At 44.6% G+C, this 14,207-nt stretch carries 15 protein-coding genes and 2 pseudogenes; 10 read left to right on the top strand and 7 right to left on the bottom strand.

All coding sequences use genetic code 11. The features are described from left to right. Window positions 1-333, top strand: a 333-nt coding sequence (locus O9324_RS20350; RefSeq protein ID WP_288141156.1) for a DUF2887 domain-containing protein, incomplete at its 5' end; no start/stop codon positions are given. Between the two features lie 256 nt (window positions 334-589). Continuing rightward, window positions 590-916, top strand: a pseudogene (locus O9324_RS20345) (DUF2887 domain-containing protein); the annotation flags it as partial. Between the two features lie 113 nt (window positions 917-1,029). Here the strand turns inward: O9324_RS20345 and O9324_RS20340 are convergent. The 3 genes from O9324_RS20340 to O9324_RS20330 form a co-directional block, all read right to left on the bottom strand. Beyond that, window positions 1,030-1,410: a pepsin/retropepsin-like aspartic protease family protein gene (locus O9324_RS20340; protein WP_002766286.1), complete on the bottom strand. Its 381-nt coding sequence runs from the start codon at window positions 1,408-1,410 to the stop codon at window positions 1,030-1,032. Window positions 1,411-1,618: 208 nt separating this feature from the next. Beyond that, a complete protein-coding gene (locus O9324_RS20335; RefSeq protein ID WP_288141155.1) occupies window positions 1,619-1,774 on the bottom strand; it encodes a hypothetical protein in 156 nt (51 codons plus the stop codon). A gap of 338 nt (window positions 1,775-2,112) precedes the next feature. Further along, window positions 2,113-3,903 (bottom strand): SUMF1/EgtB/PvdO family nonheme iron enzyme, encoded by a 1,791-nt coding sequence (locus O9324_RS20330; protein ID WP_288141154.1) that lies wholly within the window; start codon window positions 3,901-3,903, stop codon window positions 2,113-2,115. Between the two features lie 214 nt (window positions 3,904-4,117). Between O9324_RS20330 and O9324_RS20325 the strand changes: the two genes are divergently transcribed. The 6 genes from O9324_RS20325 to O9324_RS20300 all read left to right on the top strand — a co-directional run bounded on the left by O9324_RS20325 (window position 4,118) and on the right by O9324_RS20300 (window position 9,417). Further along, the gene (locus tag O9324_RS20325; RefSeq protein WP_104398375.1) at window positions 4,118-4,765 is read left to right on the top strand and encodes a DUF3386 domain-containing protein; all 648 of its coding nucleotides are present in this window, start codon (window positions 4,118-4,120) and stop codon (window positions 4,763-4,765) included. Window positions 4,766-4,838: 73 nt separating this feature from the next. After that, window positions 4,839-5,075, top strand: coding sequence for a NifU family protein (locus tag O9324_RS20320; RefSeq protein WP_002735229.1), 237 nt, complete (start codon window positions 4,839-4,841; stop codon window positions 5,073-5,075). Window positions 5,076-5,275: 200 nt separating this feature from the next. Beyond that, window positions 5,276-6,364 (top strand): isocitrate/isopropylmalate family dehydrogenase, encoded by a 1,089-nt coding sequence (locus O9324_RS20315; protein ID WP_185241203.1) that lies wholly within the window; start codon window positions 5,276-5,278, stop codon window positions 6,362-6,364. A 160-nt stretch (window positions 6,365-6,524) separates the two neighbouring features. Continuing rightward, window positions 6,525-7,148, top strand: a complete 624-nt coding sequence (locus O9324_RS20310; protein WP_288141153.1) for a COP23 domain-containing protein — start codon at window positions 6,525-6,527, stop codon at window positions 7,146-7,148. A 105-nt stretch (window positions 7,149-7,253) separates the two neighbouring features. Next, the gene (locus O9324_RS20305) at window positions 7,254-8,183 is read left to right on the top strand and encodes a S1 family peptidase (protein WP_288141152.1); all 930 of its coding nucleotides are present in this window, start codon (window positions 7,254-7,256) and stop codon (window positions 8,181-8,183) included. 28 nt (window positions 8,184-8,211) lie between these two features. Continuing rightward, the gene (locus O9324_RS20300; RefSeq protein WP_288141151.1) at window positions 8,212-9,417 is read left to right on the top strand and encodes a tetratricopeptide repeat-containing S1 family peptidase; all 1,206 of its coding nucleotides are present in this window, start codon (window positions 8,212-8,214) and stop codon (window positions 9,415-9,417) included. 21 nt (window positions 9,418-9,438) lie between these two features. Here the strand turns inward: O9324_RS20300 and O9324_RS20295 are convergent, their stop codons facing one another. From O9324_RS20295 to O9324_RS20285, 3 genes are all read right to left on the bottom strand, one after another. Continuing rightward, the gene (locus O9324_RS20295) at window positions 9,439-10,041 is read right to left on the bottom strand and encodes a hypothetical protein (RefSeq protein WP_288141150.1); all 603 of its coding nucleotides are present in this window, start codon (window positions 10,039-10,041) and stop codon (window positions 9,439-9,441) included. A gap of 49 nt (window positions 10,042-10,090) precedes the next feature. After that, complete coding sequence (locus tag O9324_RS20290; protein WP_346304826.1) at window positions 10,091-11,317, bottom strand: hypothetical protein; 1,227 nt, start codon at window positions 11,315-11,317, stop codon at window positions 10,091-10,093. Window positions 11,318-11,565: 248 nt separating this feature from the next. Continuing rightward, window positions 11,566-12,069 (bottom strand): hypothetical protein, encoded by a 504-nt coding sequence (locus O9324_RS20285; RefSeq protein ID WP_190359572.1) that lies wholly within the window; start codon window positions 12,067-12,069, stop codon window positions 11,566-11,568. A 389-nt stretch (window positions 12,070-12,458) separates the two neighbouring features. Here O9324_RS20285 and O9324_RS20280 point away from each other — a divergent pair, with 389 nt between their 5' ends. Both O9324_RS20280 and O9324_RS20275 read left to right on the top strand, forming a co-directional pair. After that, window positions 12,459-12,773: a hypothetical protein gene (locus O9324_RS20280; RefSeq protein ID WP_287627096.1), complete on the top strand. Its 315-nt coding sequence runs from the start codon at window positions 12,459-12,461 to the stop codon at window positions 12,771-12,773. 272 nt (window positions 12,774-13,045) lie between these two features. Beyond that, window positions 13,046-13,441, top strand: a complete 396-nt coding sequence (locus O9324_RS20275) for a hypothetical protein (protein ID WP_288141149.1) — start codon at window positions 13,046-13,048, stop codon at window positions 13,439-13,441. 366 nt (window positions 13,442-13,807) lie between these two features. Here O9324_RS20275 and O9324_RS27310 read toward each other — a convergent pair. Then, a pseudogene (locus tag O9324_RS27310) lies at window positions 13,808-14,068 on the bottom strand (hypothetical protein); the annotation flags it as partial. Between the last annotated feature and the right edge of the window lie 139 nt (window positions 14,069-14,207).

Here is a 14,207-nt window from a genome sequence, read left to right as displayed (position 1 = left end):
TTAGAATTGATAGAGACAATCTTGGTTTATAAGTTACCCCAAGTCAGTAGAAAGGAGATAGAAGCGATGTTTAGTTTAAGCGATTTAAGACAAACTAAAGTGTATCAGGAAGCTTTAGAGGAAGGTAGAGAGGAAGGTAGAGAGGAAGGTAGAGAGGAAGGTAGAGAGGAAGGCCGACAAGAAGGCCGACAAGAAGGCCGACAAGAAGGCGAATTAGCGGCAAAATTAGCCTCTATTCCTCGTTTATTGGCATTAGGATTAAACTTTGAACAGATAGCACAAGCTTTAGAATTAGAGATCGAACAGGTTAGACAAACAACTCAAAGGGAATAGGAAAAGTTCAAAGCGATCGCACTAAGGTTAGATAGCGTATCATGCTAAACGACTTTTGTACTATAGCAGGAGACTAGCTGTGTCATCATTAGACATCTCCGAAAACGTAGGGACAATTCATAAATTGTACTCCGAAAACGTAGGGACAATTCATGAATTGTCCCTACCAAGGGTTTCAGGTTACGCATATTTAATTTTCGGAAATATCTATTCTCTATCATCTGGGATTATTGGCATATCTGTAATGATTTGATGGCAGGGAAAACAATTAATTCCACGGATTAGAGAAGAATTACCTAAGGTCAAACAACAGCAAGAACTTTTAGAATTAATAGAGACAATTTTGGTTTATAAGTTACCCCAAGTCAGTAGAAAGGAGATAGAAGCGATGTTTAGTTTAAGCGATTTAAGACAAACTAAAGTGTATCAGGAAGCTTTAGAGGAAGGTAGAGAGGAAGGCGAATTAGCGGCAAAATTAGCCTCTATTCCTCGTTTATTGGCATTAGGATTAAACTTTGAACAGATAGCACAAGCTTTAGAATTAGATATCGAACAGGTTAGACAAGCAACTCAAAGGGAATAGGAAAAGTTCAAAGCGATCGCATTTTAATAATGGTTTCCCAATCTCGATCGCTATCAATCAACAGTAAATTATTCTCCCAACTTTGATAAATTAATATAATTTCTGGGGCCTATCTATTTAGCGATCGAGGTAGCTACATTAGGACTATTGGGGTTAATATCAATAGTCCTAGTTGCGGGAATAACGATTAAGTCTAAATCTTCCATTGGGATAGCACCAAGCAATACTTGATCCCCCATCACCAAAGCACCGACGAAACCGACGCGGTTTTTGAAACGAATTTCGATCGGTCCAACGTAGGGAACCAGTTGACGGGAACCATCAGCTAAAATTACCTCTTTGCGATCGATTTCAGTTAATTTTAACTGAATTTGAATATGTGCAGGAATGCAGAGATGCAAGGCTCCCGTATCAGCCAAAGCTGCGGTTTCTAGAGGCGATAGGGAACGATCAACGGGGTTACTAAGTTGTATTTTGGCTGAAACTAAACCCATTTTATCCTGTTGAGGTGGTCTATTAATTAGATTATACTAAATCCGTCAACGGTAAATTATTCTCCAAACTTTGATAAATTGATACAATTGTTGGGAGCTATCTTTTGCTGGTAGCTATCAAGTAAAAATCAGCAAACCTGAAAATCTTTCAAGTCTTCTCTTAATTGGGGACAATTTGCCGAAAAAGCTCTTACTTCCTCATCCCATTCTAACTTGAGCGGCCACTGCTATCTATTGTATCATCGCCCATATCTTTCGCTCCTCCGCTCCAACGTTTTGCTAGACCGGGTTTTCGCGACAAGGTGACAACTTCTCTGCCACTTTCCGCTTGCTTCTTGCGTAGATCTGCAAAGATTGCATCCAAGTCATAGTTGTCTCGTTAGTTGTCTCGTTCCCTGGTTCTACCTGGGAACGCTCTCTTCAGGTTCTACCTGGATATTGCTTTAAGGCAGAGCCTTATATATTGTGTTTCAAGGCAGAGCCTTGAAACAAGGGTAAAAAGGGTAAAAAGAAAATAAGGGTTACAGAGTCCTCCCAGCACCGCACACCACCCGAAAACCGCGGCTATCTCGTTCCCTGGTTCTACCTGGGAACGCTCTCTTCAGGTTCTACCTGAATATTGCTTTAAGGCAGAGCCTTATATATTGTGTTTCAAGGCAGAGCCTTGAAACAAGGGTAAAAAGGGTAAAAAGGGTAAAAGGGTTACAGAGTCCTCCCAGCACCGCACACCACCCGAAAACCGTAGTCGCTGTCGTGGCTGTCGCGGCGGTAGTCGAAGTAGCGGTAAGCGGAACGGCAGCTATCTGGATTGAGGTACCAAGAACCGCCCCGCAATAAAGAACGATTATCATTATTGATAGTCCACGCAGATCCATCCTTTGGCGCTCCGATATAGTTATCGTGCCAATTGTCCTCGCACCATTCGCAAACATTGCCACTCATGTCATGGAGTCCCCAAGCATTGGGCTTTTTCTGGCCCACAGGATGAGTTTTATCCTGAGAATTTCCTTCATACCAAGCGTAATCTCCTAACTGATTAGCATCATCACCGAAATAATAGCGAGTAGTTGTACCCGCACGACAGGCATATTCCCATTCCGCTTCTGTGGGGAGGCGATAGGTTTTCCCTGTTATTTGACTCAATTTCTGACAAAAGGCTTGAGCATCATTCCAACTAACCTTTTCTACCGGATTCTGCGGATTGTTTTTAAAATGAGAGGGATTTGTTCCCATTACGGCTTCATACTGTGCCTGAGTCACTGGATATTTACCAATCGCAAAACTGTTGACGTTAACTTGGTGTGGAGGCTTTTCATAACTTCGAGCATCGGGATCACTGTCAGGAGATCCCATGAGAAATTCACCTGCTGGTAAGCTCACCATCTCCAGTGTTATCCCATTGGGTAGTTTTTCGGTAAATGGAGTTTTATTGCTTGGGGGTGTCCCCAGTTTAGGAAGGGGAGGAATAGGAGAGTCACCGACGACGGAGGTGGTAAAATTCCCGACTCTCTCGATTACATGATTGTTGATGCGTTGAATGGCGGTTTCCAGTTCGATTTCCTCGTCGGGGATTTCCACTTCCGTCCATTGCCATCCTTCCTGCTCGGCTCGCTCTAATGCGATCGCTAAACGGCCGCGCTTTTCTTCGCTGGTAACGAGGAAATTGAGCAAACTAGCCGATAGATTCTCGTTTTTGCGGAAAGATACGGCCGATTCGGAACTAAGAATGTTCTGGACGAGGGATTCCACTTCGCTGACACTGCGGGAAAGTTCCCCGTCAATGGTCACTACTTGATCGATTAAGCCTTGAAACTGCCCGATAATTGGTTTTAGGTATTGTTCTAGATTAATGGCTACTTTGGCCATTTCGATCGCTTCTTGTTCCAGATTATCTAACTCCAGCTGCAACTGATACACTTGTTTGTACCCGTTCAACTCGCCGATCATTTTCGAGAAAACCTGTTTTTGTGTATCCTGATCTTCAGCTAATTTCTGGATACTTTCGCTGATTAGGTCGATTTTCTTGAGCATAAGCAAGCTGGCGCGACCAACAAGAATCACGGTGCGGAAAATCTGCTGTTTCTGTAGTCTCAGGGTATCTCGCAGGTCGGCCGAGCCGATGCTATTCTCCAAAGATTGGCGTTTTCGCTCTGTTTCTGCCAATTTCTGGCATTTAACCGCCACTGCCTCCTTGATTTCCTCGGTCAGTGACTGGAAAAACCGCCGGTATTCATCCTTATGGTCGGTGAGAAATCTGATTAACTGGTTATAATCCCCGACTAATCTTTCTAATTCTTGAAAAGTTTCCTCGAAATTGAGGGGTTCTTCTTTTTTCCTCAATCCTAACCATGTATGGCGAACCCGTTTTCCAGTTTTAATCAGTTGCTGTCTTTCTTGAATCTGATCCTGCAAAACCAATAAATCGGGGCGATTTAGTTGGGGAAGTTGATAGGTTTTCCGATAAAGCTTGATTTTCGCCGTTTCTTCTGCCATCGCCGTGGTCGCTGAGGGTGAGTTTTTTCTATTTTAGCCCGATTTTTGATCATCAAATACTATCGCGATACGCCCCCGGCAACTAGCTAACTTTTTCTATAAGTCATAGGTAGTTAAGTTGTCAAATTCATCTAGTTTCCTAGAAATCTCGGCCAGAGGCGAAAAAATCAGCGACAATGATATAAATAGAGTTATCAACACAAGTAAAGCGATTATGACTGTAGCCACGACGAACGCCCGAGATATTTTCCGCTCCGCCTACGAAAACCGTTACACTTGGGATGAAGGATTCCCCGGTTACACTGCTGATATTATCCTCACCCAAGGAGAGGAAGTCCATACGGGCAAAATTCAAGTTAATGCCGATTATAGTGTGGAAGTAACGGGCATTGATGACGAGAAAGTGCAAGAAAGTATCTATAATCAAATGCGCGACATCGTTACTCACCGCAAAAGAGGCAATTTTGATGCTTCCCACGGCAAAAACCAGTTTAATTTCGGGCAAGATGATCCCACCGGTGCGGTAGAAATTCTTGTCACCGGCGATGCGATGGGGTCTAATTATAAAGTCCGCGGCCAGGAAATCTGTCAAGTCAGTCGAGTCATGGGACCGATGGCTTTTACTATTAATACCGAGGAAAGTCTCGATACGGGAGAAGGTTATATTTCTATTCGCTATAATGCCATTTTCCGCAATGCTAAAACCGATGAATTAAAGGGAAAACGTGACTTTAAGGAAACCTACGAAAAAATCGGTAATTATTATTTACCCTCCTGTCAAGTAATTAACGCAATCGATGCCGGGGGCGAAAAATCCACCACAGAATTTACTTTTATCAATCTACAGCTTTTACAATCTTAAGGGTTATTCCCGCCCAAAAAGCGTTAGGATTGAAGCAACTACACTCTAATAAATCTCTGACCAGAAGCTGATTATGTCTTTAACACTGACTCCCAATAACGTCGAACAAGTCTTAGATGAAATGCGCCCCTACCTGATGGCGGATGGTGGTAACGTGGAATTAGTCGAAATCGATGGGCCAGTCGTCAAACTGCGTCTTCAAGGCGCTTGCGGTTCCTGTCCCAGTTCCACCATGACCCTAAAAATGGGTATCGAACGCCGTCTCCGGGAAGTGATTCCCGAAATCGCCGAAGTTGAACAAGCTTTCTAAATCTTGGTTCAATTAATTCTCACCAGCGCCCGATTGCTAATTAAATTAGCGATCGGGCGTAATATTAATTATATACTTTTTTTCTGCAAGATTGATAAAACTACAGAATTAATTAAGGTAAAAAGTATCTTTTTTAGCCGATTAACCAGCCAATTAAGGATTAACATATAGTTGAAAATTTTTATTAAAACTCAAAAATTATGACGGAAAATATCCCCACCATTGTGGTCATGCACGGCGACCAAACTGGAGAAGAACTATTACTAGAAGCCCTGAGAGTATTGCAACCCTCGATAATTCGTCAACCGCTTAACTTTGCCGATTTTGATCTTAGTTTAGCCCAGCGTCGCCAGAGTAACAATCAAGTGGTTCATGAGGCCGCCGAAGCAACTCTCAAAACCGGATTAGCCCTGAAAGCTGCTACTATCACCCCAGAAATTAAAGGAGATGTGGGCAGTCCCAACGCTATCTTAAGAGAAGCAATGAATTCTCAGGTAATTCTCCGCATCGGTCGCCGTATCCCCGGTATTCGTCCGATTGGGGGCGTTTATTCTCCCATTGCCATTGTCCGCATGGCCGTTGACGATGCCTACGGGGCCAAAGAATGGCGAGAAACCACTGCCACCGGCGATGAAATTGCCTATCGCACCTCGCGCATTTCTAGGGCTACCAGTCGCGCTGTGGCCGAGTTCACCTTTCAACAGGCCAAAAAAACCGGGGCGCGGGTATTTGGCGGCCCAAAATTCACCGTTAGTGCCACCTACGAGGGGATGTTTAAAGAGGAATTAGACGCGGCGGCCCAAAGACATCCAGAAGTGCGTTATCAACCCCTGTTAATTGATGCAACTTTTGCCCTACTTTTACAAACCGACGGCGAAGCTTTGGTGATTCCAGCACTTAATCGCGATGGGGATTTATTATCTGATTTTGTCTTGCAACTCTATGGCAGTATTGCTGGGGCCGAAAGTTTAGTTTTGGGATTTGATGAGGAAACCTTAGCAGTTAAAACTATTATGGCAGAAGCTCCCCACGGCACAGCCCCCGCTTTAGAGGGCAAAAATATCGCTAATCCCATGGCGATGATTTTAGCCTCGGCAGCTTTGTTAGGTTATATCGAAACTAACGAAGCGCATAAAGCTTCCAGGGCAATTTATGAAAGTGTCTTTGAAACTATTCACGAGGGCAAAAAAACCCCCGATTTAGGGGGCCAAATGACCATGAGTGAGTTTACCGATGAGGTGATTCGTCGTGTGGTCAGTAAGTTAGAAGTTTGGTCTGCTTTGGGGTAAACGAACTCATCTGATTGCTCTCTTAAAGGAGTTTGAAGAAAAGCTAATCCCAAAAAATAAGAATTGTTGCAAAGGCCTTGCTTTTGTTTGTTTTGCGGAAAAATAACAGCTACCTTTGAAGTGTATAGTAGAGTCCCTTTGCAGGATTAGAATAAGGACAATGACATTACAAACTTTGACAAAAACTCTGACCATTGCTCTGATTGGTTTAGGAGCTGCCTTGACCTTACAATCACCGAGCCAAGCTCAAGCCAGATTCGAGTGTCTTTTACCAGTGACAGGCCGCCATGTGGGAGTTCCCACAACCTATGTCAAAGTCGGCTCTAATGAACGCAAAGCTGTGATTCGTTGGGTTTCTGGTTATTCTAGCGGTTCCGGTTACACTCCCCAGCAACGGTGTCTAGAAGTAACTAAACGATTCAATACCCTTGACGCTCGACCTAGAGGAATTGATATTATTACCACTGGCTATCTCAATGGTCTGCCGGTCATCTATTCCCCTAGTCATGGACGAGAACCGGCAAATAGCAGTAACCTATTATTTACCCTCAAGAAAGGGGAAGACGCAACCGAGAAAATCCAACAGCTATTCGACCTCCGGGAGGGCTCCAGAACCGAGCCTTTGTTTGAAAGCTCATCGGATTCTGTCATTGTCTATTTCAACAAATTCCTAGAAAATGCTCCCGTGGAAACAAATCTGGCTACCGGTTCGTCCCCCTCTCCACTGCCAGAGACTTCTCCCGAACAACCCCCCCAAAAACCATCAGGCGGTTCTGTTTGGTAAACTTTTCTAGTTCTATAGATAAGGTAGGTTGGGTTGAAGAATGAAACCCAACGCCCCCTGTTTGGTAAACTTTTCTAGTTCTATAGATAGGAGCGTAGTGATCAAGTGAGTCGGCCTATAAAAAGAATTTTGGCTGGTGCGGGCGGTTTATTATTGGGACTGTCCACACCTTTGCTTGCTGTCCCAAGCTATGCTCCCGCTCTGGAACCTAACCAGGCCAATGCCCATAGCTCTCAACAACTTTCAGAACAACAGCTGCGTCAGTTAGCCAGAGCAGTTACCGTTAAGGTGTTATCAGGGCAAGGCTGGGGTTCGGGCATTTTAGTTGAAAAGCAGGGTTCTTCCTACAAAGTCCTCACGAATGACCATGTTTTAGGGCGGTATCGCTATCGGGGTTGGCAAATACAAACCCCTGACGGCAAGATACATCGGGGTGAGTTGGTCAGAACAGTTCGCTTGAATAATTATGATTTAGGCTTAGTTTCTTTTCGCAGTAGCCAAGTTTATTCTATTGCTGATTTGGCTAATGTTGATGATCTCACTATTGGAGATGAAGTTTTCGCCGCCGGCTTTCCCTACGATGGCGATCGCCCGACAGAACAAGGATTTACCTTCACCCTGGGTAAAGTGTCGCTTTTGAGTGATAAATCCTTTTCGGGAGGCTACCAAATCGGCTACACCAATAAGATTAAAAATGGCATGAGTGGCGGACCGCTGCTGAATCGGCAAGGTAAAGTTATTGGTATTAACGGGATTCATGCTTATCCTCTCTGGGGTAAATCCTACGTTTTTGCTGATGGAACGGTGACTTCACCAGCACTGTGGGAACAAATGAGTCGATTAAGTTGGGCGATTCCTATCGGGACTTTTTTACAATCGGGGTCATCTTCTTCATCTGCTTCCAGTCCGCAACAGCCCTCGGTTTCCCCTCCATCGCTTCCCACCCATAGAGAAACCACTTTCTCGGAAGATTTTCCTTCTCCATCCTCGTCAACCCCAAGAGAAAAGAATCCCGCTCCCAGACCACTCTGGTAAATTCCACTCAACTGTATTTTTAAACCAGATGAGCAACAATTTCTTGAAAATTTCCGCCGCCCTAGTTAGTATAGCGGTGTTTGTGGTTTCTCCTCAGATTGCTAAGGCATTAACAACTGAGCAGATAGAAAAAATTGCTGAAAAGATTACCGTTTTAATCCCCTCAGAAGAAGAGGGGGCGAATGGGAAAATTGCTGCTAATGGCTCTGGATCAATTATTGCCAAAGAAGGAAGGATTTATACTGTTCTTACTGCTAGTCATGTAATCTGTAAAGATGCTAGAGATGCCTGCAAGTTCTATTACGATCAACTTAAAATTATTACTTGGGATGGTAAGCAATATCCGCTCGATTACAATAGCATCAAAAAATTACCCGGAGTAGATCTAGCCCTCGTGCAGTTTCAGAGCGACCAAAATTATCAATTAGCGACCTTGGGTAACTATCAAGTAGCTGACGAACAATTTATTTTTGCTTCTGGATGGCCGGATCCGAAATTTATCGGCAAGCGGAAACGATTGTTCAATGTGGGGAAAGTGCTACCCAAATACATTACACCCTTGCTGAAAATATTTCCTCCGGAGTTGGGGTATGAGATAGTTTATACCAGTGTCACCTATGGGGGCATGAGTGGCGGTCCAGTGTTGGATATCAATGGACGAGTCATCGCGGTTCACGGACAAAATGAAGCCGAAAAAATCGCAAAGGTTCCCGTGCCAATTGGCTTTAGTCTCGCTATTCCCATCACTACTTTTTTGAAATTAGCACCCCAGTCTGGCATTCAAGGGCAGATAAATGTCGAAAGTTCGCCCCCCAATGCCTTATCTTTCCAGGAAATTGGTGATGAATTATACAAGGCTTTTGAAGTTCCCCATAAGAACGATACTAATCCCCTAAACTGGCTTAATCAAGGCAATAAAATGTGGCGGTTAGGACAATTAGCCCTCGCCTATGCCGCCTATGAAAAAGCCTTGCAACTCGATGCTCAACTCTATCAAGCTTGGTACGGGAAAGGTCTGGTCTTGACCTACTGGAAACGCCCCCAAGAGGCGCTGGACGCCTACGAACAAGCTCTCAAAATTAATCCTGACTCCGATATTGCCAAAAAACTGCGCGACAAGCTCCAAGAATCCTTAGGGGGAAGAAATACCCCTTCTCTAACTCCCTCACCGCCAACCACCGCGCCCACCGTGGAGCCTTCACCACAGCCCTCTAATCCAAGGAGACTATGGTGAAGTGAGCAGGGAAAATGCGGGTTAGCTAATAGTGGGTTGCACCAATTTAGCTAAGAATGCTTGAATTGCTCGCAGTTCTGCGGGAGGATTGCGGAGAAACTCTTCGTTACTGGCTAAAATCATCGCATTATAGGCCTGCACCGCCGCCAGCAATTTAGCTGGAACTACCTTCTCATCCCTGGTCAGTCTCTCTAAGCTGTCCAATAAGTCTTGAATGACATTTAAAGGCGGTGCGCCGGGGGCTGAGTAAAGAGCGGCAATGACAGCATTGATATTATTACCCGCCTGTGCATCCCCGGTTAAGATGCTCAGTAGCGATTGCTGAACGGCTGCGGGAATCGGGGTACCCGTGGGGGAGGTTAAATTATTATCAGCTAACTGAGTATTCACAGAAGCAGCCGCCTGATTAACAGAGATTTGAGCCGGTTCTCCCCCCTGAAATCCCAATCCCGTGACGGTGGTGGTGGGGATAGTTTGACCGGCAAAATCACTGGTGGAAAGAATTGGTCCGGTGATATCGGATTGGTTGCCGGTTTGCGCCATAACGGGAGAGACTAGGGCATTGGTCAGCAAAACCGCCGCCACTAGGGAAACTTGCCAATTAGTCAACCATTTCATCAACATGGTCTTTATCCTCATTCAAAAAAACTAAATTAGACAATGTAAAAAACGACTAACGGGGGAAAAAGTAATTGTAGCCGATACTCATGACGAAGCGAGCGCCATCCCCGGCATTGCCTGTTAAATCAGCGCCGGCAAGGTTAACCGTCAAGGGGATTTTCGGGAAAGGAATCAGGGAAATACCTGCGTTTAAGTCTTGACCCGACCATTCGACAATGGCCGAGACTGGTTCAACAATTCGTAAACCCGCACTAGCAAAGACACCCAGGGAATTTACCCCATCTTCGATGGCTCCTTCCGAGCGAAAACGACCACCACCAACACCCAAAGAGAGCGTCAATTGGCTAAAGGGTTCTTTCGTTGTTTCTGTTAACTGAAAAAATTTACTCACCACCCCGTAGATACTGCTACTGCCATCTGTCCCACCCCAGTTAATAGCGTTTTCAAATCCTAGGGCCACAGCAAAACCTTCTGGCAGAGAACGGTGAATTTTAAAGCTAAAACTGCCCCGTCCGGCATTATCACCAAAAAGGCTCAAAATCGCCAGAGTTACATCTAAACCGACAATTTTCTGGGGGTCTCCCAAACCACCCCCTAGGGCTAACCCACCATCTGCTTGATTGGTAAAACGGGTTCTCGACTGGAAACCGAAACCACCGAAAATCTGCCCAAAAGTCGCTCCAAAAGCGCTGGGAGTAGAGATACTGCCACTAGGAGTAACCACAAATTCCGCCAGTTTCGCAGAAAGGGTTTGTAGCGTTAATTGCGGTTTCTCAATCAGAAACTCTTGACGTAAACGCTGCAATTCGGGGGAAACATTGGTATCAACGGGGGTGGATGCTTGTGCTTGCCATTTTCCGACTTCTGGAGAGTTATTATCCCCTGCCGGTAAAAGCTGACTCGCTTGCGTTGTCCCTAGATTCGCCTTCCATTCTTCTAGGGTTGAAATTGTCCTGGTCTTTTCTGTTGCTAAAGTATCGCGGGAAGATTTCTCTGGTTTATTTTCTAAGGATGAGGGCAGATTACTATCGGCTAATCCCTCTGTTGTCGAGAAGGAATTGGTGGTCAGAACTCTTTCTGTCCTCTCTAATTCCACGGGGGAATGAATGATAATTTTTTCCTGGGATACCCGAATAGAAGCAGCGTCAATGTCTAAGGGGGAAGGAAGGGCCTTCACCCCATCGCCAAGTATGGCTGTACCCACACAGGAGGCAATGAAAATTCCTCCGGAAAATATGTGTCTCATCTGGCTGTTTCTTTTGGCTTTTTTTAACAACACTTCCAGCTTTCCTCACAGACGAAGTTAATTTGTAAAGATTGTAACTGATTTATTTTTAGATAGCAAGTTATTAAAGTTGTCCGTTATCAATCATGGAATCCCCTAGGGCACCTAAATGAAGTGTAAAATATTTATGACTTGTATTCTTGGCTTCGATGGTTGTGGTGCCTCTCCGTCCATGAATCCAATAGGCGGATTATATTGCTAGAACTAAAAAAAGCGGGTTGAACCCCGCTTGTAATCAACAACTAAGCTAACTTAAAGGCATCTCGCCAACACCAGCGCAACAGGGTGAAAGCGATTAAACCTTTAACCACTTCTAGACACCAGTAACCAATCTGCAAAGACATCATTTCTCCCGACATTCCCGACGCGGTAACGGGAGCCAGTAAACCCATAGCGCTCAGATTGGGAGTGAGAAAATAGGTGTAAATTAGGGTGATTACTAAGAGAACACCAGCGAATAGGAGCGATCGATGTTCGGGGAGATGGATTAAGGTATGATAGCGGTGGAAGACAACAAAGCTACACAGCACAATCGCCGCACAAACTAATTCCAGATGGTTAAAAATGCCAAATAGCAAGTAACCAGCACTGGCAAAGCCATTTTGTGTCATCATGCCAGCTACGGATAAGCTGGGGAGAATGATTAAATCGATGACGAAACTGGCACTTAACCAGAAACCGAGAACAACCATGGCTAGGGTTGTCCAATTAAACCAAGACCAATAACGCTCAACAAAAGTTTTCATTAGGCTTGCTCCTCCTTGCCTTTATAATTTAATTGTAAAGAGCGTTCGCCAAAATTATGGCCAGTTTTTTGGTAATTCTTAGCAATTCTTATCAATTCTGAGGAGAGCAACCAAACAATACCGCTCTTAAGTAGGTGGGTGGAATTAAATATAAGATGAACGTAGGTTGGGTTGAAGCATGAAACCCAACGCCCCGATGGGTTACGCTACCGCTAACCCATCCTACAAATAATTGTGCCTCCCTACTTATCTCTAGATTTGGCTACCCGCTCGGCGCGGAATTGTAAAGATTTATCAACAAGTGTTTATAAAAACCTTTAAATATTGACCAAGCTGACGATTCTAGACTTACCCTAAAACAATAACTGACTATCTACGGGTTTACTGTTATGGATAAGGATTTTCGTAACTATCGCATGGTTTGCACCCTCACCTTCGGAGATATTTACGGACAAATAATCGTCTGGTTAATCGTTATTTTTCTTACTCTGGCTTCCACTCTAGCTCTTTGGAGTAGCACTAGACAAATTTTCGCCCTCGCTACCGTGGGGTTAGTCGTCGTCCTCTCTTTGCCTTTTTTACTCTTTGCTTTCGTTACTACCCTCCTTAATCATATTGAATTCGTTCCCATCGAAACGGAAACCAATATTCGTCGTGGTCCGGCACCCGGAGTTAGCGGCAGCCGTGTACCCGCAGCCGGCTAAATCCCCAATAAATAATCTAGAGACGTTGTCAGCAACGTCTCTAGCAGTTTTTGCCCTTGTTTGCGTCGGGGTTTCTCGTTCTTGATTTTTGTTAATTTTTGTAAATTTAACTTGTTTTAAAACACTTTTTCTGGTATGGATTATCCAGAGAAAAATAGATGAAGGAGAGAAATTGTCAAGAGAATAATCTTGTTTGCTGCCTGATCCCGGTCAATGATAAATTTTTAAATACCTAGTCTTTTACATTTTCCCAACTCTCGGAGTGATCCCCGATGTTAAAAAATCTCTTTGGTGGCAAAAAATCTGACTTTTACCTAGAACTAAAAGAAACCGATGGTGAACAAAAAGCGACAGCAACCACGGCAGCAGCCGCCCCTGTTGTGGAAGCGCCCGCCGCTGCTGTGGAGTCTGCTGCCGCCCCTGTAGCCGAGAAAAAAGCCCAAAAAACTTCTGTTAAGAAAGAAAAGCAAGTAAAAGAAACTCCCGCCGCTCCTGTGAGCGCACCGGCACCTGTAGCCGCTACTAACGGTAAAGTAGAGCCGCAAGAAGTGGAATTTGCGACAAAATACTTGATTACTCCTAGTCTGTCTCGCCGTCGCCCGGGTCCAAGTTTGAATGGTTTCAAAGACATGGCACGCAAGGCGAAACTACCTGCTAACCGCGGCTAAATCCCCCGGATTGCTTTCTCAACAAAAAAAAAGGAGAGCTTTCTTTGACTCTCCTTTTTCATCAGGGTGCATCTACTGACTCAAGTGTAGCAGCGAGTTTTTTTAAGGTTGGTTATTTAGGTTACTCCCCAGAGTATTTTGGCGATAATTATTGCCTGTCTTTTTGGGTAAGTTTTAAAACCTAGAACTAGGTTGACTGGTGGACAGGTGCAAAATCAGCATTCATAAGTAGGGAGGCAGAATTATGTGTAGGATGGGTTAGCAGTAGCGTAACATAATCGGGCGTTGGGTTTCATGCTTCAACCCAACCTACGTTCTGGTGGACAGGTGCAAAATCAGTCTTCATATCTTGATTCAGCAACGCCATTAGGGGTTAACTTTCGCCGCTCGGATTAGCCAACCGATTACCCCACCCGTAACACCACTGAGGATCGAACTGAGCAAAGCCGTGATCACCACTACTCCGATCTGTTTCCAGTTTTTCAATTCTCCGACTTTTTCGGCGAGATCGGTGGTTTTCCCCGCCGCATTCTCTATAACTTTAACTCGATCGCTTAAACCCTCTATCTTCGCGTCTAGGGTTCGGATATCGCCTTTAATTTCCGACTGCCCTAACTCTAAATTCTGGCTCTTCGGGACTTGGTATGGTTCGATAGGGGAGCATAAATCGACTCAATCCTTATCTGGCAAAAGATTTAATTGATTAGTTCGCTTCAGATCGCAAACAATTGACAAAAATTGCGGCAATGTCTGTCTCTATAAAGGT

The sequence above is a fragment of the Microcystis sp. LE19-84.1B genome, assembly GCF_027531875.1.
Lineage (GTDB): Bacteria > Cyanobacteriota > Cyanobacteriia > Cyanobacteriales > Microcystaceae > Microcystis > Microcystis panniformis.
Note: the sequence above shows the minus strand (reverse complement) of the source record. Positions and strands in the feature narration are given on the sequence as shown.